Below are 21,840 nucleotides of genomic sequence, written 5' to 3' on the forward strand. Positions count from 1 at the left end.
TTTTATTTCCTCCCATATTCTCCACTTTTAATCTTGGTCCATCTTCCTTATTTTACCGTTTGTCGGTGGCTTTGGCTAAGAAGTCGCCTAAGCCTTGTAAAATAAATACGATGAGTAAAATAATCACTGTTGCGACGAGCGTCACAGTGTAATTTCCACGTTGAAATCCTTCTTGCCAGGCCAGTGAACCTAGGCCGCCGGCACCAATTGCCCCCGCCATTGCGGTATAGCCGATCATTGAGATCGTTGTTACGGTGATCCCTGAGATCAATGCTGGTACACTTTCAGGAATCACGATTTTGTAAATGATTTCCCAATAACTAGCGCCCATTGCTTCCGCAGCTTCGATCACGCCAGGACTAACTTCACGAAAGGCAATTTCAACCATCCGTGCGTAAAACGGCGCTGCAGATAATACCAACGCAGGAATCGCTGCTTTTGCTCCTAAGAAAGAACCGACTAATAATGTCGTAAAGGGAATGATCAAGACCATCAAAATCATAAATGGTGTTGAGCGGAACGCGTTACTGACGATGGATACGATGTTATAAGCAACACTTGCACCTGTGGTAGACTTGCGTCCTAAAGAGTATAACGCCAATCCCAATAGTAAACCGATAATAATCACTAAAACCATCGAAAAGAACGTCATAAACAAGGTGTCGATCGTTGCTTGCTGCATATTGCCCCAATCAATTTGCTCAAAGTTCAAATAGGTTTCTGAAAATGATTTATTTCCCATGTTCGATCACCTCCACAGCGACTTGTTGCGCGCCGAAGAATGCGACTGCTTGGTCGATCTCCTTCGTATCGCCTGTCAATAAAACAGTCAACGCCCCGAAAGAGCCTTCGTTGGTTTGTTGGATCTTGCCATAGACGACATTCACATCAATTTTGAATTGGCGAATCGCTTGTGAAATCACCGGTTCATTGGCGTTGTCCTGGGTAAAGGTCAATGTTACCAATCGGCCGTGGGGATTTTCTCGCAAGAACGCTTGTCGCAGCTCTTCGGGATCTTCTTCTGGTTCAAGATCCTGCTGAACAAACCGTTTGGTCACTGCTTGTTGCGGATTGCTGAAAACCGCTTGAACCGATCCTTCTTCAACGATTTTCCCTAGCTCCATCACAGCAACTTTATTGCAAATCTTACGGATCACATTCATTTCGTGGGTAATCAAAACGATTGTCAAATGTAATTTCTTGTTGATAGATAAGAGCAGTTCCAAGACCTCTTCTGTGGTCTGAGGATCCAAAGCACTCGTTGCTTCGTCACACAACAAGATTTCAGGGTCATTGGCTAAAGCCCGGGCAATGCCGACCCGTTGTTTTTGTCCACCAGATAATTGGGCTGGATAGGCATCTTCCCGACCTTCTAAGCCCACCAACTGCACCAATTCTTTGGCCTTTTGGCGGCGTTGTGCTTTTTTGACACCCGCCAACTCTAACGGCAACTCAATGTTCTGGATCACCGTGCGAGACCATAGCAAGTTGAAATGCTGAAAGATCATCCCGATCTTTTTACGAAAGTTGCGTAATTCTTTGTTTTTTAATGCCAAGATGTTTTGACCATTGATCACGACATCGCCATCGGTTGGCAATTCAAGTCCATTCAGCAATCGTACCAAGGTACTTTTTCCTGCGCCTGAGTAGCCGACGATCCCATAAATATCCCCTTTTTCGACTTGCAATGATACATCGTTGACCGCGTGAACGGCTGTTTTCTTTTGGGCATATGATTTCTTCACATGTGTTAATTCGATTAGTGCCATTGTACTCCCATCTTTCTTTTGCTTTAGGCGGCTGCATACAAAAAAAGCTTCCGTCCTTTGTACATTATACTGTTACAAAGGACGAAAGCACAACTTCCGCGTTACCACCTTGATTTGTTGTTGACTCGCATCAACAACCTCGTTCAGTACTTGAATTGCTTCGCATACTGCTGCACGATAACGGGTGCTTCCCGTGATAGGCTCATACAAACTCACCTATCCTGCTCAAAGACCATCTTCCACCGTTTCTTCATCGCCTATTTGCACCGAACAAGGCTCTCTGTATATGTCAAAAGGATGTACTCTTCTTTTCAAAGCATTCATTTATTGAGCAAATTATAGCAACGTCTCATGGTCCTGTCAATTCTTTTTGTAAAAAAACTAGTTATTTGTAAAGACCTGTTTAGAGGGCGTCGAATTGACTCGGATCGACATCTTTGAAACTAACTAACCAAGCATTCATCTCGTCTTCATCATTTAAGATATCGATAGATTGGTCGATTTTTTCGTTGATAGAAGAAATCACCCCTGTGATCGGACTTGTAAATTCACTGACTGCTTTTTCGGCTTCTAATTCAACCAATGTATCTCCTTGTTGCAACGCAGTACCAACTTTTTGGATTGAAGCAAAAGTGATTACACCTAGTTCTTCTTGGGCTTCTTTGGTCAAACCAACGCAATATTCTTTGCCATTAAACAAAATCCACAAATTGTCTTTTTTTCTTAAACATCTTTTTTCCATGATTCTAGTAAAACTCCTTCATATTCGTTTTCTTTAAACCCGTTGATCAAAAATCGTTCACCTGCTACAATCAATGGTCGCTTGATCAGCATCCCATCAGTCGCTAAAATCGCTGCTGCTTCGGCGATTGTCATTTGAGGTACCTTATCTTTTAGACCCAACTCGCGGTATTTCATGCCGCTTGTGTTAAAGAACCGGCGCAAAGGCAACCCGCTCGTTTCGATCCACGTTTTTATCTGTGTTTCATTTGGTGTATCTTGAACGATATCAATATGTTCAAATGCGACATCATTTTCTTCTAACCACGCTTGTGCTTTTTTACAGGTCCCACATTTGGGATAGCAATATAATTCAACCATCACATACTCCTTATAACGTTTTAGGTGCGGTTTCTGCTTGATACCGCATGGATAAAATCAACCCAATCCCAATCATATTACTTAATAGTGCGGAACCACCTTGACTGATAAACGGCAAAGGAATCCCTGTTAACGGCAATAGACCGATATTGGCACCAATGTTCTCAAATACATGGAAAAGAATCATCATGATGATCCCCGTCGCCAAATAGGCATAAAATTCATTATTCGTATCAAAACAGATGCGAATCATGCGATAAATCAAAATAAAATAGAGCAAAATCACGAAGGCGCTCCCCACAAAACCAAAGTTTTCTCCAATAACGGAGAAAATCATATCTGACTCTCTTACGGGCACATAGACATCACTGACATTGAACCCTTTACCAAACATGCCGCCAGAGCCAATAGCCATCAACGCATACGCCAACTGAAAAGATTGTCCTTGTGTATCATGGAAAGGATCCAGCCAAGAATCGATCCGGGCAAATTGGTATTCTTTGAAAATCCCAGTATTATACAACAACTCTCGCCCCGTATCTGTCGTTACAAGAAAAATCGTTCCTCCGCCAATCAAGACAAAAGCTGCAATCACTGGGACCACGATCCGCCAGGAAATCCCTGACATCAAGAAGACCCCGCCAAAGATTGCTAGAAAGACCAGCATGGTACCAAAATCGTTTTGCAAAGTGATCAGTATGAGGACTGGAATCGTGACTGCCAACATTTTAGCAATCAGCAAGCCGTCGCTTTTCAGCGTACGTTCGCGATTTTGCACATTGTGCCTCGTCACAATCAGCGCCAACATCATAATAAAGGCGATCTTCATCAATTCCGACGGCTGCAAGGTAAAGGAGCCAAAGCGGAACCAGTTTTTCGAGCCTGTAGAAGCTTCCATGGCTGGATCATAAAACTTGACCAGCGCCAACATGACTACAAGCCCTGCGCCATATATATATGGGGTCAATTTCCAAAGCCATTTTGATTTGATATGCATAATAATAATGATCGCCACGATCCCCAACACATACCACAACGCTTGGAAGCCTAAGATCCGCCATACCGACGGATTGCTGGGGTCATGGGTCAACGCTACATAAAGCGAAGCCGCCCCAATCAGACATAATAAAAATACGGGTAAAATCACACCGTAGTCAATTCGATTGTCACTCTTTTTTCGTGTATTTTCCATGCCCACACTCTCTTCTGTAGAATCTTTATCCATTATAGTGATGTTTGCCTAGAAAAGAAAGGATTCTCCGTCCGCATTCATAAAAAATTTAGAAACTTTAATGATTTTCATGAAAGGAAGGATTAATGATATTTTTCAGCTGCTGTATCTGCATACACCCATCAAACAAAAAAAGACGATGATCTTCTGTTTAAAGAGAAGATCATCGTCTTTTCAATATGCCAGCTGCAGGATTCGAACCTGTGACCTACGCGTTACGAGTGCGTTGCTCTACCAACTGAGCTAAGCTGGCAACTCACACAAAGACGATTATAGGTAATAACACTCGTTTTGTAAAGAGGTTTGGGGAGAAAAATTCCAATTGCTGAAAATTTTCAAAAAATATGTTATAATGAAGATATCAAGGAGGTTTTTACATGGCTACATTTGGTAAATTTGAAACAACGATTGTCCCGTCACAAGAAGGTTCAACATTTGAGGTCGCCACTCCTGTCACGTTCACGATCCATGGTATCCAGCAAACGGGTACGATCACGAAACAGTTAAAAAATTCCGCTGTCGTTGAACTAAACGAAACTGCGGACAACCAAAAATTAGTGACCCAAAGCAATGGTGTCCTGATCATCAACTACAAACAGTTAACCAAAATCTAACTTTGCTGAGCCGTACTCAGCATCAAAAAAAGGGAAAATCTTGAAGATTTTCCCTTTTTTATTTATTTTGTGCCGAACAAGCGATCACCAGCATCGCCCAATCCAGGGACGATATAGCCATTTTCATTCAAGCGTTCATCTAAGCTTGCTGTATAGATATCTACATCTGGATGTGCATCCTGCAAGGCTTTGACCCCTTCTGGTGCTGCAACGAGGCACACAAATTTCATATTTGACGCACCGCGTTTTTTCAAGGCATCGATTGCCATGATCGCTGAACCGCCAGTTGCTAACATTGGATCAACAATAAACAATTGGCGTTCATCGATATCCTCAGGCAATTTCACGAAGTATTCGTGAGGTTCCAATGTTTCTTCATCACGGTACATACCGATATGTCCCACTTTCGCTGCTGGGATCAATTCCAAAATACCATCTACCATGCCTAAGCCGGCACGCAAGATCGGTACGATCGCAACTTTTTTACCAGATAAGGTTTTTTGTGTTGATTCTTCGATCGGTGTTTCGATCACTAAATCCTCTAGCGGCATATCTCGTGACACTTCGTACGCCATCAACATCGCGATTTCATCGACTACTTCTCTAAAAACTTTTGTTCCACAGTTCTTGTCGCGGATCATCGTCAATTTGTGTTGGATCAGCGGGTGATCGATTACTTGAAATTTACCCATTTTAAAAAATCTCCTTTGGTTTTTCTTTTATTTTAAAGCATATTGTCCTTTGATACAACCTTGCACTTTTTTTGCAGGGTGATTCCCTCAAAAAAAAGGATTGTGCCAGATTTTTTTTGCAGACACCTCCTCGTATATACGAGGGTTGTCTAGGCAATCATCTGTCACAGTCCTATTCTGTTAGTTTTGATAAAGCGGATATTTGTCGGTCAATTCTTTGACTTGGGCTTTGACTTCCGCCACTGTTGCTTCATCATTTGGTTTTTCCAATACTTTGACGATCAGCTTCGCCACTTCCACAGCATCCTCTTCTTTAAATCCGCGACTCGTGATTGCTGGCGTGCCTACTCGAATACCGCTAGTCTTGAAAGGACTCAATGATTCGAAGGGAATCGAATTTTTGTTGACAGTGATATTGACTTGATCCAGCAATGCTTCTGCTTCCTTGCCGTTCAATTCAAAACCACGGACATCGATCAACAATAAATGATTGTCTGTCGCGCCTGAAACCAATCGGGCTTGCGGTGCTTGATTGAAGACTTTGGCCATTGCTTGGGCATTTTTGATCACTTGCTCAGAATACACTTTGAAGTTATCTTCTTGTGCTTCTTTGAAAGCAACTGCTTTGCCGGCAATCACATGTTCCAATGGACCGCCTTGAATCCCTGGGAAAACAGCACTGTTGATTTTTTTGGCCAACGCTTCGTCATTGGTCAAAATCAAACCGCCTCGTGGTCCCCGTAAGGTCTTGTGGGTGGTTGAAGTGGTGATGTCTGCATATGGCACTGGATTTGGATGAAGACCTGCTGCTACCAGACCCGCGATATGCGCCATGTCCACCATCAATTTGGCACCAACTTCATCAGCGATCTCGCGGAATTTCGCAAAATCGATCGTTCGGGAATATGCACTAGCACCAGCAACGATCAACTTAGGTTGATGTTTGCGGGCTAAAATTCGAACGACATTGTAGTCGATGACTTCAGTGGCAGGGTCAACGCCATAACTGACGAAATGATAGGTCTTGCCGCTGAAATTCACTGGTGAACCGTGGGTCAAATGACCACCGGCGGATAGATCCATTCCTAAAACCGTATCACCGGCTTCGATCAACGCTAGATAAGCAGCCGTATTGGCTTGTGATCCTGAATGTGGCTGCACATTGGCATATGCTGCACCAAAAATTGCTTTCACACGTTCAATCGCTAAATTTTCTACAACATCAACAAATTCGCAACCACCATAGTAGCGACGCCCAGGATACCCTTCAGCATATTTGTTGGTCAAAATACTGCCTTGAGCAGCCATTACGCCTTCAGAAACGATATTTTCTGACGCAATCAACTCCAAATTGTTTTGCTGACGATTTGCTTCTTGGTCGATCGCTTGCCACAACTCGGGATCAAACGTTTGATAATCCATGCTTACAACACCCCTTAACCTTAATGGTTGCATTGTATCATATTTCCTAAAAGCCACCTATAACGAATGAGCGATTTCCTTTATTTTTCTTGGAAATATTCGTGGTTTGCCGCTTTTTTCAATCGATTCATATAAGCAGCGCCTATTCCTTCTTCCGGAAATGCGGCTGCGAACAAGAGATCAAGCCCCACAGTCGATTCATCCAAAGCCCGTAAGCCGGCAAATAAACCTCTCGCTGCGGCTTCAGCGCTGTCGTTGAAATATTGATATACAGCCGCTGTTTCCGTGCGGACCCTTTCAGCGATCGCAGGACCTGCTAGTACCCCAACTTTGAAGTGATTGGCTTGCGCCCAAGCGGTCGCTGCCGCCCAGTCTGCATCCTTCACCATCATCACTCTGGTATTTGGTGCATAATGTTTGTACTTCATCCCAGGCGCTTTCGGTGTTTCTCCAGCAGATACCAAATGTTTATCTAACAAAACGTCTCTTTCTAAAACTGCTTCAAGCTGCTCTTTGGTTATCGCGCCTGGTCGTAAAATGATGGGTGTCCCTGACGGATCACTCAAATCAAGCACTGTTGATTCCACACCAATGCGCGTTGCGCCCCCATCCAAGATTCCGGCGATCTTCCCATGAAGATCATGCCATACATGGTCCACTGATGTAGGACTGGGTTTCCCAGAAGTGTTGGCACTGGGCCCAACGAGGGGTTGCTGTGCTTGCTGGATCAATGCCACCGTCTGAGGATGGTCCGGCATCCGAAAGGCCGCAGTGGGCAATCCTCCTGTGACGATACTTGGTAAACTATTGGGCTTGATGTTAAAAATCAATGTCAGCGGACCCGGCCAAAATGTTTGCATCAACTGTTTAGCCACCGGGGATAAGTTATCCACATATGTTTCCACTTGTGTCGGTGCAGCAACGTGGACAATCAAAGGATTGTCACTTGGTCGTCCTTTGACTTGATAAACTTGCGCCACTGCATCTGGCAACAGTGCGCTGGCCCCTAACCCATAGACAGTTTCAGTCGGAAAAGCAACCAACCCTCCGTTGGCTATAACGGCGGCAGCTTCGGCAATATGTTGTTGATCAAATATTTTGGTTTCCACAGTTTATCCACATCCTTATTTTGTACATTTCCATAGTTATCAACATTTTTTGCTTTTTTATCCACATTTTGTGGATAAATCGTTTGTCAAGTGTGGACAAGTCTGTTCATAACTCGATTTCACTTGAATTTGTTCATATCATAGGTTTTTCATTTAAATTATCCCCGCAAAAAAAATTATTTATCCACAAACTGTGGATGAGTGACGAGAACCATTCGATCTTGACCAGCTAAATCTTTTTTGATCGTGACCTGTTTGTGGGGAAAAGCACTGGCAAAAATTTCTTGGACAGCCTGGCCTTGTTGAAACCCGATCTCCACTGCAATCTGCCCATTCACTGCTAAACATTGTTGTGCTTGGGTGGCCATTTTTTTATACATCGCTAACCCGTTGTCCTCTGCAAAAAGTGCCATCTTAGGCTCATTTTCCCTGACACTTACATCCATCCAATGCCATTCATCTTGACTGATATAAGGCGGATTAGACACAATCAAATCCCATTGCTGTTCGATGACTGGCGCCAATGTATCCCCTTGATAAACATCGATCTCTGCGCCAAGCACATCCGCATTCTCTTTGGCTACGGCCAATGCGGCAGGGGACAAATCCACTGCTGCCACTTGCCAATCAGGCCGAGCCATTTTCAAGGAAATTGCAATCGCACCTGTGCCTGTACCAATATCCACCACCCGCAATAGGCCTTGTGCTGACGTCACGTGTAAACAGGCCTCAACCAATTCTTCAGTTTCTGGTCGGGGAATCAGCGTATCTTTGGTCACTTTGAACGTGTGCCCATAAAATTCTTCGCATCCTAGCAGATATTGCGGTGGCTGATGGGCCAATAATTGTGTCAAATCAGCAGCTATTTGCTGTTCATCCGTTTGCGGAATATCTTTATCCATATGCAGCAGCCAATCCAATTGCTGCCAATGCTTGCGCCGCAAAAAAAGATAGTGGATCGCATATCCTTCCAATCCGGCAGATTCTAAAAAAGAAGAAGCCCGTGAAAGGACTTCTCGATAGGTTTTAGCCATTTTGCATCTCATCTAACTTCGATGTTTGATCATACACGATCAATGCATCGACGATCTCATCCAACTTACCAGCCAAAATTTGATCCAATTTTTGGATAGTCAACCCGATTCGATGGTCGGTTACCCGGTTTTGCGGGAAATTATAAGTACGGATCCGTTCAGAACGATCACCTGTACCGACAGCTGATTTACGATTGGCATCGTATTCGCTTTGCGCTTCTTGCGAAATTTGATCATAGACCCGCGCCCGTAACACTTTCATCGCTTTTTCACGGTTTTTCAACTGAGAACGTTCATCTTGCATGGCAACAGCGATCCCTGTTGGCAAGTGGGTCAAGCGAACCGCAGAAGCCGTTTTGTTGACGTGCTGTCCACCTGCACCTGAAGCATGGTAAATATCGACACGAATGTCTTTGTCAGCAATATCGATCTCTACTTCTTCGGCTTCTGGCATGACAACGACCGTTGCCGTTGACGTGTGGATCCGTCCTTGAGATTCCGTTGACGGTACCCGTTGCACACGATGGGCACCACTTTCATACTTCAACTTTGAAAAGACGCTATCACCAGTAATCATCATGATGACTTCTTTGTAGCCGCCAATACCAGTAACATTGGCGTCCATCACATCGACTTTCCAGCCTTGATTTTCCGCGTATTTTTGGTACATATTGAATAGATCACCAGCAAATAAAGCCGCTTCATCTCCGCCAGCAGCACCACGAATTTCCATGATGATATTTTTGTCATCATTCGGGTCTTTTGGCAACAATAGGATTTTGATACGGTCTTCTAAAACATCTTTTTCTTTCTTTAGATCGGAAAGTTCTTCTTTCGCCATTTCTGCCATATCGGCATCCAAACTTTCGCCAAGCAGCTCTTCTGTATCTTTGATTCCTTCCACTACTTCTTTGTAGCGGCGGTATACTTCAACTGTATCCCGGGTATTGGCTTCTTCTTTGGAAAGCTGCATGAACCGTTTGGTATCGGAAATAACAGCTGGATCACTCAGTAATTCGCCTAATTCTTCATAACGGTCTTCTATTGATTGTAACTGATCGTACATGGTTTATTCTCCTTCTTTTTGCATGACAGGGTGAAAGTAATGTTTTCGACAAACCGGATAATAGGCTTCATTGCCGCCAATTTGGACTTGATCTCCTTCGTAGACTGGCTTGCCATCGATGTAATGCAGATTCATTGTCGCTTTTTTGTGACAGAACCAGCAGATCGTTTTCATTTCTTCTATTTTATCTGCGTACAAGAGCAAATATTTCGAGCCTTCAAACAGCTCATTGCGAAAATCATTTTTCAAACCAAACGCCATCACAGGGATACCTAAGTCGTCGACGATTTTGGTAAAAGCCAATACGTGATGCTTTTTCAAGAATTGTGCCTCATCGATCAAAATGCAGTAAGGTGTATAGCCTAAATCTTTGATTAAATTGTATAGATCCGTTTCATCAAAGATTGGGATCGCATCGCGTTCTAAGCCAATTCGACTGGATACATTGCCAATACCGCTTCTAGTATCTAAACCACTAGTCATGATCACGACTGGCTTGTCTTGTTCTTCATAATTGTGTGCCACTTTTAAAATCTCAATGGTCTTCCCACTATTCATCGCGCCATATTTAAAAAAAAGCTGTGCCATTTCGCCCATCCTTCCTCATACTCCTTTGGTATTATACTTGAAAAAGCGAAATTTTTACAGACTTAAATTCATGCAGCTGTGTTTGCCATCCATAAAGTCAAGTTGGGGGAAATGTATGGACAGTTTCATAACGATACAAAGCAATGGCGTGATGACTCCAAGTTTGTATAGGTAAATAAATCGTTGGCGCATCTGATTGTTGACAGACTTCCAGAACATGATACAACAGTTGTCGAGGGGCTCCTTGCCGCTGGGCACGGGATGGACCGCAACCCAAATGATCCCTCCTATTTCCTTTACCTCAAGCATATCATTTGTTTTTCGCCATGAGAAGCTTACCATAGTAGAAAAAGGAGGCATTTAATATGAAAGACACAGCAATATTTGCAGGTGGTTGTTTTTGGTGCATGGTCAAGCCCTTCGATTCATTGCCTGGCATTGAAAAAGTCGTTTCCGGTTTTACAGGTGGGCATGTCCCCAATCCGTCTTATCAAGAAGTGACCACTGGTACAACAGGACATACGGAGGCAGTCGAGATCACCTTTGACCCTGCGCTGATTTCTTACGATGAATTGGTGTCGATTTACTGGCAACAAACCGATCCGACCGATGCCTTCGGTCAATTCGCGGACCGCGGTGATTCTTATCGACCGGTGATTTTCTACAATAGTGAAGAACAAAAAGATATTGCTGAACGATCAAAAGCCAACCTGCAAGCCAGCGGCCGTTTTGAAGGACCAATCGTGACCAGCATTGAGCCAGCTGAACCATTCTATCCCGCTGAAGAATACCACCAAGATTTTTACAAGAAAAATGCCGCCCACTACAACGCCTACAGCGAAGGTTCTGGTCGTGCCGGATTTATTCGTAAGACTTGGCTTTGACGCGCAACACGATCATTGTCGCAAATAGCAGCTATCAGCCGATCCATTCATCTCAGATGAATAGACCGGCTTTTTCTTCTATCAAAAAAAATTGACAATAGGCTTGATTACGCGTTAATATGGTTGAAAATTCTGACGATTATTGAGGAGTGTTGTGTATGTTAGCCAATGAAGTTCGCCCTGGCCCTAACCGGTATGTGACCGGTGAACACGTATTAAAGGATCTGCCTGACTATTTAAAAGTGTTCAAACAAGTTGCAGTGATTACTGGCAACCAATCCTTTGCTGCATTTGAAGCCTATTATCCCCATGATTTTGATTACCCAGTTTATCGTTATGATGGTTCTTCCAGCTATGAGAATGGCCAATTTCTTGCAGATCAGATTGGCAGTGCAGATGCTGTCGTAGCGATCGGTGGTGGTCGTGTCGCAGATACAGCAAAGATTGCTTCAGAAAGGCTAGGGGCTGAACTGATCGTCATTCCTACACTTGTGTCTAACTGCGCGCCGTTCACGCCAGTGATCGTTGTCTACCATCCAGACCATACCATCAACAAAATCGATTATGCAAAAAAAGGAGCCTATCTGACCCTCGTTGATACGGCCTTCTTATTGGCGACACCAGTCGATTATTTTATCGCCGGTATCGCTGACACGTTGGCAAAATACTATGAAATGGAAGCCATTTATCGTCATCTGACCGAGGATCAAAAAACAGCGTTGGTTCGCTTAGGTTTTCAAAGTGCTTGTTTGATCAAAGAACTGCTGATTCAAGATGCCGACCAAGCAGTCGCTGATTTGCAAGCCCAACATTTGACCCCCGCATTTGCCCGTATCACAGATGCGATCATTGCGTTGGCTGGCGAAGTTGGCGGTTTTGCAGTTGATTTCGGTCGTACATCTGGCGCACATGCGCTCCATGACGGCTTGTCTTACTTGGCAGAAACACATGCTGTTTTGCATGGCAATAAAGTCGCTTATTGCATCTGGGTCCAACTCGCTTATACCAATGACTTTACGGTGATTGAAGAATTGCGCCCTTTTTATGAAGCGTTGCATTTACCGATGAAGTTAAAAGATATCCATGTCACCCGCACCGATCAAGCATATTTTGAAGATGTTTTACAATATGCGATCAAGCCGGAAGAAACCTTCGTGTTGATTGATCCAGCAATCACGACCGAAAAAGTCTACCAAGCGATCCTTGCTGTTGAAGCTCTCTAACGCTAAAGATAAACAGCAACCATGTCCTGCCTTATCACTTCCATTCAAAAACCCCCTATTCTTTGGTATACTATTCTTAGTTTACCAAGTAAGGGGTTAATCAAGATGAACATCAGCCGCTTTGCCCGCCTGACACAACGTCGCGGCAAAACATTTTTATCTAAAAATGTTTCTTCGATCCAAGTGATCGTTTTTTATTATATTGTGATGACCGTTCTCTCATTGGCTTTGTTTTATCTGCCTTTTTTTCGTGAACCGGGTTCTCATGCCTCTTTCATCGACCTCTTTTTTATGGCTGTCAGTACGGTCAGCGTGACTGGGCTCACCACATTTCCGATCAATGATATTTTCAATGACCGCGGCGTGGTGCTGCTTGAAGTCCTTTTTCAAGTAGGTGGATTGGGTATTATGATGATCTCTACTTTTTTTGCGATCGTTTCTCGACGAAAAATCAGCTTAAAACAACGACAGCTGATCATGACGGATATGAACCAGCCTAAACTAAGCGGGATCGTGCGCATGATTCGTACGACATTCACCATCATTCTGTTGTGCCAAGTCATAGCTGGCACGGTCTTTGCCATCTATTTTCACTTGTATGGCTATTACGATCATTGGCGGGATGCAATTTTTTATGGTTTTTATCAAGCCATATCAGCAGTCACCAACTCTGGCTTTGATGTCACAGGCAACTCCATTTTACCCTTTGCCCATGATTATTTCTTTTTGATCTCCATCATGCTGTTGATTTTTATTGGCGGCATTGGGTTTCCAGTCATTATGGATTTTCGCGAGTGGGTCCAATTTAAACTAAAAAAACGGCGCCGCCAATTGCCGTTTCGTTTTTCCTTATTTACCAAAATCGCTGTCTTGGCTTTTGTGATCCTCTTTGTTGGCGGTACCCTGGCCATCTTCTTTCTTGAAAAAGATCATTTGTTCAAAGATTACAGCTTTAGCGGAATGTGGGTAAACAGCATGTTCTATTCAATGACCACGCGGAATGCTGGTTTGCAGATCCATGATTTAGGAAATTTTCAAACGACGACATTGATCGTTTTCTCTTTGTTGATGTTTATCGGCTGCAGTCCAAGTTCTGTTGGCGGCGGCATTCGGACAACGACGATCGCTATCATTGGTCTTTATCTATATGCTTTCTTGAAAAGTGAAGACAACATCAGTATTTTTGGTCGGCGCATTGACGATGATGATGTGCGAAAATCAGTGGTCGTCTTTATGCTATCTATGGGGATGTGTTTCTTTTGCGTGTTGTTCTTGACCGCAACCGAAGATATTCCTTTGATTGCGATCATTGTCGAAGTTTCTTCTGCTTTTGGAACGACCGGGTTATCGTTGGGGATTACAGGGGATTTATCTACGATTGGCAAATTGGTGATTGCCTTGCTGATGTTCATCGGACGGATTGGCATGCTCTATACCTTGATGCTGTTCGTACCGAAAGAAACCCGCGACATCGGCTATGAATATCCAACTGAGAAAATCATTATTGGTTAACAGATGTCTTTTTCCTGTTCATTAGATTGCTTGTACCATACAGGTCAGCTTTGTTGCTGGCCTTTTTTTATTCTCCTTAGCAGAAACTTAAAGAATAGCAAAAGCAATTTAACCTTTTTGGTTGGATATGGTATGATAAATTGAATTTGCGTGATCTTTTCAGTGCGCTAAATGGAGGGTAAATTATGGGTATACGAAGTCAACTGGCGGTCACAGTCGGTAAGACCTCTCAGTGGGTATTAAAAAACTTTTTCAAAGGCGGATCTAGTCTGCCAGGCAAATTGGCATTAAAAGTCGATCCGCATATCTTGGATCATTTGGCCAAAGATTATCAAGTGGTCGTTATCACAGGAACGAATGGCAAAACCTTAACGACCGCATTAACAGTCAACATTCTGCGTCAGGAATTTGATGAAGTACTCACCAATCCAACTGGCGCAAACATGGTGCAAGGGATCGTTTCGACGTTCTTGTCTGCAAAGCCAAAAAAAGGCAAAAAATTTGCTGTTTTAGAAATTGATGAAGCCAGCTTAAGCAAAGTCACACGCTATATCAAACCAGAACTATTTGTCTTTACCAATATTTTTCGCGATCAGATGGATCGTTATGGAGAAATCTATACAACATATAAGATGATCGTTGAAGGGGCTGCAAATGCACCTGAAGCGACGATATTATGCAATGGTGATTCTCCGCTATTCAATTCTGTCAAAACGGTCAATCCTCGGAAATATTATGGATTCGATCATTTGCCTGATCAAGAGCAGATGGCTCATTACAATACGGATGGTGTTTTATGTCCAGAATGTCATCACTTGCTGCATTACCAAATGATCACCTATGCCAACTTGGGCAAGTATTACTGTCCAAATTGCGGCTTCCATCGGCCAAACTTAGACTATCGATTGACTGCGATCTCAGCGATGGACAATACTTCAGCTGATTTTGTGATCGATAACAATCCCTATCGGATCGAAGTTGGCGGTATGTACAATGTTTACAACGCCTTGGCGGCAACCGCTGTTGCGGAATACTATCAAATGGCACCCGAGAAAATCAAGTCTGGTTTAGCCTATGATGAGAAAGTCTTCGGACGTCAAGAAGTGATCCGGATCGGTGACAAAGAATGCACCCTTGTTTTGGTCAAAAACCCTGTTGGTCTTAATCAAGTTATTGATATGATCGGTCTTTCCCCATACCCATTCTCTCTGGTCTGTCTATTGAATGCCAATTATGCAGATGGCATCGACGTCAGCTGGATTTGGGATGGTGACCATGAAGCTTTTGCACAAATGGGTATCCCCAAAGTGATTGCAGGCGGTGATCGCCATAAAGACATGGCCTTGCGTCTGAAAGTTGCTGGCATTCCAGAAGAATCGATCACTGAAACCAAAGACTTAGATGAAGTAATCAATGATATAGCTGATCTTCCGACAGAAAAAGTCTATATTTTAGCCACGTATACTGCGGTCTTGCAATTGCGCAAAAAATTAGCAGAAAAAGGCTATATCAAAGGAGGGATGGGACGTGACTAAGTACAGTCTATCTGTTGCCCATTTATACGGCAACTTGCTGAATACCTATGGCGACAACGGCAATCTCCTGATGCTGCGCTATGTGGCTGAGAAAATGGGCGTTGCCTTCAATGTGGAAGTTGTCAGTATCCATGAACCTTTCGATGCCGAAAAATATGATTTGGTCTTCTTTGGCGGTGGGCAGGATTTTGAACAATTGATTGTCTCCAAAGATATCCAAAGTAAAAAAGACGACTTGACCCGCTATATCGAAAATGATGGTGTCATGTTAGCTATTTGCGGCGGCTATCAATTATTAGGGCATTATTATATGGGGGCCAATGGGGAGAAAATCGAGGGCATCGGCGCGCTCGATCACTATACACTTAGCCAAGACAACAATCGTTTCATCGGTGACATCGTGATTCACAATGAAGGATTCGACGAAACATACTATGGTTTTGAAAATCATAATGGGCGGACTTTTTTAGGTAAAGGCGAAAAGCCTCTTGGCAAAGTCATCGAAGGCCATGGCAACAATGGAGAAGATCAAACAGAAGGTGTCGTTTACCGGAATGTGTTCGGTTCTTATTTCCATGGTCCATTACTTGCCCGCAACGAACATTTGGCGGAACGCTTGATCCGTACTGCGTTGACCAATCGTTATGGGGAGATTGATGTGTAGAGCATGCCTTTCATCATCAAGCTAAACTTATTTTTATAGTGTATAGAACAGCATAATTTAGTGCTGTTCTTTTTTTGCGGGAAAATTCCCTGACTTTGCTACCTTTTCTCAACGTTTGAATCCAAGTGCCTACTCATTAAAGAACCGTTGTAACCGCTATCACATTTTTTTATACTAAGAATGTAGTAAAAATTGAAAGGGGATGTTTAAAAAAATGATGGAAAAGATTCAGCGCTTCGGAGGCGCCATGTTTACACCCGTTCTTCTATTTTCATTTTCAGGTATTATGGTAGCACTTTGTATTATTTTCAAAAACCCAATGTTGGTTGGCAGTATCGCTACAGAAGGTACTACCTGGTATGCCATCTGGACGATTATTGAGAATGGCGCTTGGACTGTATTCAATCAAATGGAATTGCTTTTCGTTATAGGCTTACCAATTGGCTTAGCCAAAAAAGCAAACGCACGCGCTGCCATGGAGGCGTTTGTCGTGTATATTACATGTAATTATTTTATATCTGGTATGATTGAATACTTTGGAGATTTTTTTGGTGTGAACTTCGCCGCGGATGCTGGTGGGGAGAGTGGTTTGAAGCTAATAGCTGGAATCAAAACATTAGATACAGGAATCATCGGTGCAATTTTTATATCTGCAATCGTCGTTTATTTGCATAATCGATTCTTTGATACAAAACTACCAGATTTTCTTGGTATTTTTCAAGGTTCTTCATTCATTGTTATTCTAGGTTTTTTCATTATGTTGCCAGTTGCTTTTCTGATTGCTTTGATTTGGCCAAAAGTTCAAGCAGGTATTGGTTCAATGCAAGGATTCTTAGCAAGTGCCGGTGTCTTTGGGGTGTGGCTATATACATTTTTAGAGCGAATATTGATTCCCACAGGCCTCCATCACTTCGTTTATACACCTTTTGTTTTTGGTCCTGCTGTTGTTGAAGAAGGTATTTCAAAATACTGGATGGCACATTTGCAAGAATTTGCACAATCAAGCACGCCATTAAAACAGCTATTTCCTGAAGGTGGTTTCGCGCTTCATGGAAATTCCAAAATTTTTGCTGCCCCAGGTATTACAGCTGCCTTTTATTTTACAGCTAAACCTGAGAATAAAAAGAAAGTATTAGCGATTTTGATTCCTGCAACATTAACAGCTGTTTTAGCTGGTATTACGGAACCACTAGAATTCACATTCTTGTTTATCTCTCCGCCACTGTTTGCCGTACATGCTGTTCTCGCAGCTACAATGGCTGCAACGATGTTTGCCTTTGGTGTTGTTGGTGATATGGGTGGTGGGTTCATTGATCTATTAGCCAAAGTTTGGATTCCATTGTTCCAAAATCATAAATCAATGATTTTCACACAATTATTGATAGGTCTAGCCTTCACTGCAATTTACTTTATCGTTTTCCGTTTCTTGATTTTGAAATTCAACTTGGCTACACCAGGCAGAGAAGACAGCAACGCAGAGGTAAAACTATATTCGAAAAAAGAGTATAAAGAGAAAAAAGCAGCCAACGGAACCCCCTTAGTTGCCGGGGCAAATCGATATACAGAACAAGCCGCTGTTTATCTAGAGGGTTTTGGCGGGCGCGATAACATCGATAAAGTGACGAATTGCGCCACACGCCTCCGCATCACAGTCAGAGATCAAAATCAGGTATTACCAGACAATGTCTTTAAAGAAGGCGGTGCCCACGGTGTTGTTAGAAATGGGAATGCTTTTCAAGTCATAGTTGGTTTAGATGTGCCACAAGTAAGGGAACAATTCGAAAAATTATTAATGATCGATGAATAGAAAGGAAGAATTATAAATGAAAAAATTTTCAATCGTTATTGCAGGAGGCGGTAGTACATTTACGCCAGGAATCGTTTTGATGTTACTTGAACATTTAGACCGTTTTCCAATTCGTCAAATCAAATTTTATGACAACTTAGAGGAGCGACAAGATAAAGTCGCTCAAGCGTGTGAAATTTTATTGAAGGAACGTGCCCCTGAGATTGATTTTTTAGCGACTACTGATCCTGAAACGGCATTTACTGATGTTGATTTCGTGATGGCGCATATTCGTGTCGGGTTGTATGCCATGCGTGAGAAAGATGAAAAAATTCCTTTGAAGTACGGTGTTGTTGGTCAAGAAACTTGTGGTCCTGGCGGGATAGCCTATGGTATGCGGTCTATTGGCGGTGTATTGGAATTGGTTGATTACATGGAACAATATTCACCAGAAGCATGGATGTTAAACTACTCAAACCCAGCAGCAATCGTTGCAGAAGCAACCCGTAAATTAAGACCACATGCGAAAATCATCAATATCTGCGATATGCCTGTGGGCATTGAAGAACGGATGGCGCAAGCAATTGGATTGGCATCCCGCAAGGACCTAATTGTCCGCTATTATGGCTTAAACCATTTTGGATGGTGGACAGATATTCGTGATAAGTCAGGAAAGGATCTGATGCCAGCTATTAAAGCGCACGTAGCTAAGTATGGTTACTCTTTAGCAGAAGAAATTGAAGCATCACAACATACCGATGCGAGTTGGTCACATACTTTTGCTAAAGCAAAAGAAGTTTACGAAATTGATCCCTCTACCTTACCCAATACGTATTTGAAGTACTACTTTTTCCCACAAGATGAAGTTGCTCATGCCAATCCAAATTTCACGCGAGCGAATGAGGTTATGGCCGGTCGTGAAAAACATGTATTTGGTGAATGTCAAAGAATCATTGAAAACCAAACAGCCAAAGATACTTCCTTAGAAGTGGATGAGCATGCCAGTTATATTGTTGATTTAGCCCGTGCTATTGCCTACAACACACAAGAAAGGATGTTGTTGATCGTACCCAATGAAGGAGCGATCGTCAATTTTGATCAAACTGCTATGGTTGAAGTCCCTTGTATCGTAGGAAGCAATGGACCTGTGCCCATCACACAAGGCAGTATTCCCCGCTTTCAAAAAGGGATGATGGAACAGCAAGTCGCCGTAGAGAAATTAGTGGTTGAAGCATGGGAAGAACATTCTTATCATAAATTATGGCAAGCATTGATTTTATCTAAAGTAGTTCCGAATGCAAGAGTAGCAAAAGAATTGTTAGATGATTTGATTGAAGCGAATCAATCATTCTGGCCTACACTCCATTGATTAGTACGTCCACCGAATTCCCTCTTTTTCAGTTATACTTAAATAAAAGGAGGGAATTTTTTTGAAATTACAGATTTTGATTCACCAACATCATTCAGATTTAAGCACTCTTGACCGTGAAATTCTATCTTACATTCTGAAAAATGAGGACACGATCTCAAAACTGAATATTATTGATTTGGCTGAACGTGTACATGTGTCTAAATCATCTATTTTGCGCCTAACAAAGAAACTTGGATTCTCTGGTTATTCCGAATTCAAGTATTTCATGCGAAATCAACAAAAAGAAGAACAAGTGAAACGCCACGATAAATCTATATTCGATAAACAAATGGATGATATTCTCGCTACCCTGAACTATATGAATAAAGTAGATTTGCGTGTGATCAACAAGTTGTTTGATGATAGCAAAACAATTTATTGTTACGCGACAGGTTTTTCTCAAAAAAAAGCCATCGAAGAGTTTTCAAAAATGATGTTGTCAATGGAAAAAAGAGTCATCGTACTACCAAATAAAACTGAGTTTGATATGGTGATGCCAATGATCACAAAAGAAGATTGTGTAATTATTGCATCATTGAGTGGCGAAACAGAAAATATCAAAGAAAATATCAGTACCTTTTCTATTCGCAAGATTCCCGTACTTTCATTAACTGCGCCAGGTGATAATTATTTTGCCCGCCATACGACCTATCACCTAACCTATTTCTGTGATTTCTTTCAAATAGGACGAAAAAAAATCCCTAGCCAGTCATTGATTGGCTTAAACTGCTTGATTGATTATTTGATTCGCTCTTATGGACAATTTACGCTAAAGGAGAGTGACTATGACTAAACGAAAGTTTCCATTCCATCCTATTTTGTTGGGTTACTGGATGATTGTTTCTTGTTTGTATTATTTATATGTATCTATTACGATCACAACCCAAAACATTTCACTACATTCACTATTATTAGCCAATCCTTTATTTACATTAGGTATATTATTGACAAGCATCATGATGCTTCAAACGGGGTCTCTCCACTACATCGCCCGCCTCTCGCAAAGTAAAAATGGTTTATTAGGTAGGTATCTCTTTGTTTTACTATTCCAACAAATAATGACAGGAAATTTGATTGGTGCCGGATTGGTTTTCTTTTATCGAAATCAGTTAGAAAATCACTCAGAAAATCCAACCTCTTTAGAAAAAGGGGTTGTGTATGTTTCATGTACAATCTGTATCAGCTTAACTTTACTCATTTTACTGATTCTAAATAGAATTTGACTATTTGAATGATTTTTTAGGGCATGCGCCTCCTGTTTACTGCATCACGGTATGCCTGCATAAACAAAAAAAGGAATCTCCTACAGAGATTCCTTTTTTGCTACTCTTCTTTCCACGCCAAAACGACCTTCACACCAAAGTGATCACTAACGACCGGTACACGGTTGCCATCAAAAACGACCTCATATTCTTGGACAATTACGTGCCCTGTAACAAAGACATAATCGATCCGCAACTGTCCTTCGTTTTCATGCCACCCATCGATTTTCTTATTCACCGTCGCTGCGCCAGTTGTTTGCTGTGCTGCGGCAAACGCATCTTGCCATTGCCATGGACTATCCAACACAAGCTGATACCCTGGACTGGCCGCATCATTGTTAAAATCGCCAAGAAGCAAGATTGGTTCCGTTGTTCCTTTTAAGAATGCTTCCGTTTGCTGCCACTCATGAGCAAATTTGTCTTGTTCCCACCATGAGAAATGACAGCTTAGGACACGGACCATCTTGCCAGCGACTTCTGTCAATCCGCTCAAATTTTTCCTAGTGGTATGGTCTAATACGTCATTGGTTTTTGACGCCAGATAGTCCGTTGCTACGATCGGCTGCTTTGATAACAGCGCATTGCCTTCGTGATAGCGATCATAACCGATATGGCTATAACTCCAGGACCAATAATACTCAATATCCCTAATCTCTAATGCTTCAACCAAACGCAACGCAAAATTATCTTCCTTGATCTCAACAAAGGTTTGCGTTGGACAGTAGGAACCGTCAGGGAATATCGTTAGCGCCGTCATACTTTGATTGACTTCCTGCAGCGCAATGAGATCATAGTCCTCCGCTGCGATTTCATCGGCGAGTATCTGCAGCTTTTCTTCTGCCTGTTCTTCTAACCAGCTATGGGTATTTAACGTTAAAACTTTCATGATAGCTCCTATCTTTCAATATCGAATCATTGCGAAAAAATCCATCGGGTC

The 21,840-nt window shown here is 42.4% G+C and carries 23 protein-coding genes, 1 tRNA gene and 1 other annotated feature; of the genes, 10 read left to right on the forward strand and 14 right to left on the reverse strand.

Annotated features, from left to right (window positions below; all coding sequences use genetic code 11):
* Positions 1–52 precede the first annotated feature (52 nt).
* From ACYVRS_RS02485 to ACYVRS_RS02510, 6 genes are all read right to left on the reverse strand, one after another.
* Entirely contained in the window at positions 53–742 is a 690-nt protein-coding gene (locus ACYVRS_RS02485) for a methionine ABC transporter permease (RefSeq protein ID WP_054115167.1), read from the reverse strand.
* Positions 732–1,769, reverse strand: a complete 1,038-nt coding sequence (locus ACYVRS_RS02490) for a methionine ABC transporter ATP-binding protein (protein ID WP_054115168.1) — start codon at positions 1,767–1,769, stop codon at positions 732–734. Before ACYVRS_RS02490 ends, ACYVRS_RS02485 begins: the two co-directional genes overlap by 11 nt.
* A gap of 74 nt (positions 1,770–1,843) precedes the next feature.
* Positions 1,844–2,093 (reverse strand) — a binding site (T-box leader).
* A gap of 79 nt (positions 2,094–2,172) precedes the next feature.
* Complete coding sequence (locus ACYVRS_RS02495) at positions 2,173–2,511, reverse strand: glycine cleavage system H family protein (RefSeq protein ID WP_461202396.1); 339 nt, start codon at positions 2,509–2,511, stop codon at positions 2,173–2,175.
* Entirely contained in the window at positions 2,493–2,870 is a 378-nt protein-coding gene (locus ACYVRS_RS02500) for an arsenate reductase family protein (RefSeq protein WP_312499320.1), read from the reverse strand. The genes ACYVRS_RS02495 and ACYVRS_RS02500 overlap by 19 nt, the downstream gene beginning before the upstream one ends.
* Positions 2,871–2,880: 10 nt before the next feature.
* Complete coding sequence (locus ACYVRS_RS02505) at positions 2,881–4,062, reverse strand: FtsW/RodA/SpoVE family cell cycle protein (RefSeq protein WP_313539257.1); 1,182 nt, start codon at positions 4,060–4,062, stop codon at positions 2,881–2,883.
* A 219-nt stretch (positions 4,063–4,281) separates the two neighbouring features.
* Positions 4,282–4,354, reverse strand: a tRNA-Thr gene (locus ACYVRS_RS02510).
* 124 nt (positions 4,355–4,478) lie between these two features.
* On the opposite strand from ACYVRS_RS02510, the gene ACYVRS_RS02515 reads away from it, so the two are divergent.
* Positions 4,479–4,715, forward strand: coding sequence for a hypothetical protein (locus ACYVRS_RS02515; protein ID WP_054115172.1), 237 nt, complete (start codon positions 4,479–4,481; stop codon positions 4,713–4,715).
* A gap of 62 nt (positions 4,716–4,777) precedes the next feature.
* Here the strand turns inward: ACYVRS_RS02515 and upp are convergent, their stop codons facing one another.
* The 7 genes from upp to ACYVRS_RS02550 all read right to left on the reverse strand — a co-directional run bounded on the left by upp (position 4,778) and on the right by ACYVRS_RS02550 (position 10,903).
* A complete protein-coding gene (gene upp, locus ACYVRS_RS02520; RefSeq protein ID WP_054115173.1) occupies positions 4,778–5,407 on the reverse strand; it encodes a uracil phosphoribosyltransferase in 630 nt (209 codons plus the stop codon).
* Positions 5,408–5,587: 180 nt separating this feature from the next.
* A complete protein-coding gene (glyA, locus tag ACYVRS_RS02525) occupies positions 5,588–6,829 on the reverse strand; it encodes a serine hydroxymethyltransferase (protein ID WP_461197999.1) in 1,242 nt (413 codons plus the stop codon).
* Between the two features lie 80 nt (positions 6,830–6,909).
* Entirely contained in the window at positions 6,910–7,938 is a 1,029-nt protein-coding gene (locus ACYVRS_RS02530) for an L-threonylcarbamoyladenylate synthase (RefSeq protein WP_461197998.1), read from the reverse strand.
* Positions 7,939–8,114: 176 nt separating this feature from the next.
* Entirely contained in the window at positions 8,115–8,972 is an 858-nt protein-coding gene (gene prmC / locus ACYVRS_RS02535) for a peptide chain release factor N(5)-glutamine methyltransferase (protein ID WP_461202399.1), read from the reverse strand.
* A complete protein-coding gene (prfA, locus tag ACYVRS_RS02540; protein WP_313539233.1) occupies positions 8,965–10,038 on the reverse strand; it encodes a peptide chain release factor 1 in 1,074 nt (357 codons plus the stop codon). The genes prmC and prfA overlap by 8 nt, the downstream gene beginning before the upstream one ends.
* 3 nt (positions 10,039–10,041) lie before the next feature.
* The gene (locus ACYVRS_RS02545) at positions 10,042–10,626 is read right to left on the reverse strand and encodes a thymidine kinase (RefSeq protein ID WP_312499330.1); all 585 of its coding nucleotides are present in this window, start codon (positions 10,624–10,626) and stop codon (positions 10,042–10,044) included.
* 97 nt (positions 10,627–10,723) lie between these two features.
* Positions 10,724–10,903: a GNAT family N-acetyltransferase gene (locus ACYVRS_RS02550; protein ID WP_313539236.1), complete on the reverse strand. Its 180-nt coding sequence runs from the start codon at positions 10,901–10,903 to the stop codon at positions 10,724–10,726.
* Between the two features lie 88 nt (positions 10,904–10,991).
* Between ACYVRS_RS02550 and msrA the strand changes: the two genes are divergently transcribed.
* The 9 genes from msrA to ACYVRS_RS02595 all read left to right on the forward strand — a co-directional run bounded on the left by msrA (position 10,992) and on the right by ACYVRS_RS02595 (position 20,864).
* The gene (gene msrA / locus ACYVRS_RS02555; protein ID WP_312499333.1) at positions 10,992–11,510 is read left to right on the forward strand and encodes a peptide-methionine (S)-S-oxide reductase MsrA; all 519 of its coding nucleotides are present in this window, start codon (positions 10,992–10,994) and stop codon (positions 11,508–11,510) included.
* Positions 11,511–11,668: 158 nt separating this feature from the next.
* Positions 11,669–12,733, forward strand: a complete 1,065-nt coding sequence (locus ACYVRS_RS02560) for an iron-containing alcohol dehydrogenase family protein (protein WP_461202402.1) — start codon at positions 11,669–11,671, stop codon at positions 12,731–12,733.
* Positions 12,734–12,838: 105 nt separating this feature from the next.
* Positions 12,839–14,245 carry a TrkH family potassium uptake protein gene (locus ACYVRS_RS02565; RefSeq protein ID WP_313510131.1) on the forward strand — a complete coding sequence of 469 codons (1,407 nt, stop codon included), beginning with the start codon at positions 12,839–12,841 and terminating at the stop codon, positions 14,243–14,245.
* A 185-nt stretch (positions 14,246–14,430) separates the two neighbouring features.
* The gene (locus ACYVRS_RS02570; RefSeq protein WP_461202404.1) at positions 14,431–15,780 is read left to right on the forward strand and encodes a MurT ligase domain-containing protein; all 1,350 of its coding nucleotides are present in this window, start codon (positions 14,431–14,433) and stop codon (positions 15,778–15,780) included.
* Positions 15,773–16,444 carry a type 1 glutamine amidotransferase gene (locus ACYVRS_RS02575; RefSeq protein WP_461197995.1) on the forward strand — a complete coding sequence of 224 codons (672 nt, stop codon included), beginning with the start codon at positions 15,773–15,775 and terminating at the stop codon, positions 16,442–16,444. Before ACYVRS_RS02570 ends, ACYVRS_RS02575 begins: the two co-directional genes overlap by 8 nt.
* A 214-nt stretch (positions 16,445–16,658) precedes the next feature.
* Positions 16,659–18,251 carry an alpha-glucoside-specific PTS transporter subunit IIBC gene (locus ACYVRS_RS02580; protein ID WP_461202406.1) on the forward strand — a complete coding sequence of 531 codons (1,593 nt, stop codon included), beginning with the start codon at positions 16,659–16,661 and terminating at the stop codon, positions 18,249–18,251.
* Between the two features lie 16 nt (positions 18,252–18,267).
* Positions 18,268–19,599: a 6-phospho-alpha-glucosidase gene (locus ACYVRS_RS02585; protein WP_461202408.1), complete on the forward strand. Its 1,332-nt coding sequence runs from the start codon at positions 18,268–18,270 to the stop codon at positions 19,597–19,599.
* Between the two features lie 61 nt (positions 19,600–19,660).
* Positions 19,661–20,434: a MurR/RpiR family transcriptional regulator gene (locus ACYVRS_RS02590; RefSeq protein ID WP_054115186.1), complete on the forward strand. Its 774-nt coding sequence runs from the start codon at positions 19,661–19,663 to the stop codon at positions 20,432–20,434.
* Positions 20,427–20,864, forward strand: a complete 438-nt coding sequence (locus ACYVRS_RS02595; protein ID WP_461202410.1) for a hypothetical protein — start codon at positions 20,427–20,429, stop codon at positions 20,862–20,864. The genes ACYVRS_RS02590 and ACYVRS_RS02595 overlap by 8 nt, the downstream gene beginning before the upstream one ends.
* Before the next feature lie 100 nt (positions 20,865–20,964).
* Here ACYVRS_RS02595 and ACYVRS_RS02600 read toward each other — a convergent pair whose 3' ends face one another.
* A complete protein-coding gene (locus ACYVRS_RS02600; RefSeq protein WP_461202412.1) occupies positions 20,965–21,789 on the reverse strand; it encodes an endonuclease/exonuclease/phosphatase family protein in 825 nt (274 codons plus the stop codon).
* Positions 21,790–21,840 lie beyond the last annotated feature (51 nt).

This window comes from Enterococcus salsurae (assembly GCF_054784955.1).

What these genes read in the sequence shown, in the direction of transcription:
- ACYVRS_RS02600 (WP_461202412.1), bottom strand. Translation starts at nt 21,789, where the DNA reads ATGAAAGTTTTAACGTTAAATACCCATAGCTGGTTAGAAGAACAGGCA.
- ACYVRS_RS02560 (WP_461202402.1), top strand. Translation starts at nt 11,669, where the DNA reads ATGTTAGCCAATGAAGTTCGCCCTGGCCCTAACCGGTATGTGACCGGT.
- ACYVRS_RS02490 (WP_054115168.1), bottom strand. Translation starts at nt 1,769, where the DNA reads ATGGCACTAATCGAATTAACACATGTGAAGAAATCATATGCCCAAAAG.
- ACYVRS_RS02515 (WP_054115172.1), top strand. Translation starts at nt 4,479, where the DNA reads ATGGCTACATTTGGTAAATTTGAAACAACGATTGTCCCGTCACAAGAA.
- upp (WP_054115173.1), bottom strand. Translation starts at nt 5,407, where the DNA reads ATGGGTAAATTTCAAGTAATCGATCACCCGCTGATCCAACACAAATTG.
- ACYVRS_RS02565 (WP_313510131.1), top strand. Translation starts at nt 12,839, where the DNA reads ATGAACATCAGCCGCTTTGCCCGCCTGACACAACGTCGCGGCAAAACA.
- ACYVRS_RS02595 (WP_461202410.1), top strand. Translation starts at nt 20,427, where the DNA reads ATGACTAAACGAAAGTTTCCATTCCATCCTATTTTGTTGGGTTACTGG.
- prmC (WP_461202399.1), bottom strand. Translation starts at nt 8,972, where the DNA reads ATGGCTAAAACCTATCGAGAAGTCCTTTCACGGGCTTCTTCTTTTTTA.
- ACYVRS_RS02580 (WP_461202406.1), top strand. Translation starts at nt 16,659, where the DNA reads ATGATGGAAAAGATTCAGCGCTTCGGAGGCGCCATGTTTACACCCGTT.
- prfA (WP_313539233.1), bottom strand. Translation starts at nt 10,038, where the DNA reads ATGTACGATCAGTTACAATCAATAGAAGACCGTTATGAAGAATTAGGC.
- ACYVRS_RS02500 (WP_312499320.1), bottom strand. Translation starts at nt 2,870, where the DNA reads ATGGTTGAATTATATTGCTATCCCAAATGTGGGACCTGTAAAAAAGCA.
- ACYVRS_RS02570 (WP_461202404.1), top strand. Translation starts at nt 14,431, where the DNA reads ATGGGTATACGAAGTCAACTGGCGGTCACAGTCGGTAAGACCTCTCAG.
- ACYVRS_RS02545 (WP_312499330.1), bottom strand. Translation starts at nt 10,626, where the DNA reads ATGGCACAGCTTTTTTTTAAATATGGCGCGATGAATAGTGGGAAGACC.
- msrA (WP_312499333.1), top strand. Translation starts at nt 10,992, where the DNA reads ATGAAAGACACAGCAATATTTGCAGGTGGTTGTTTTTGGTGCATGGTC.
- glyA (WP_461197999.1), bottom strand. Translation starts at nt 6,829, where the DNA reads ATGGATTATCAAACGTTTGATCCCGAGTTGTGGCAAGCGATCGACCAA.
- ACYVRS_RS02495 (WP_461202396.1), bottom strand. Translation starts at nt 2,511, where the DNA reads ATGGAAAAAAGATGTTTAAGAAAAAAAGACAATTTGTGGATTTTGTTT.
- ACYVRS_RS02485 (WP_054115167.1), bottom strand. Translation starts at nt 742, where the DNA reads ATGGGAAATAAATCATTTTCAGAAACCTATTTGAACTTTGAGCAAATT.
- ACYVRS_RS02585 (WP_461202408.1), top strand. Translation starts at nt 18,268, where the DNA reads ATGAAAAAATTTTCAATCGTTATTGCAGGAGGCGGTAGTACATTTACG.
- ACYVRS_RS02505 (WP_313539257.1), bottom strand. Translation starts at nt 4,062, where the DNA reads ATGGAAAATACACGAAAAAAGAGTGACAATCGAATTGACTACGGTGTG.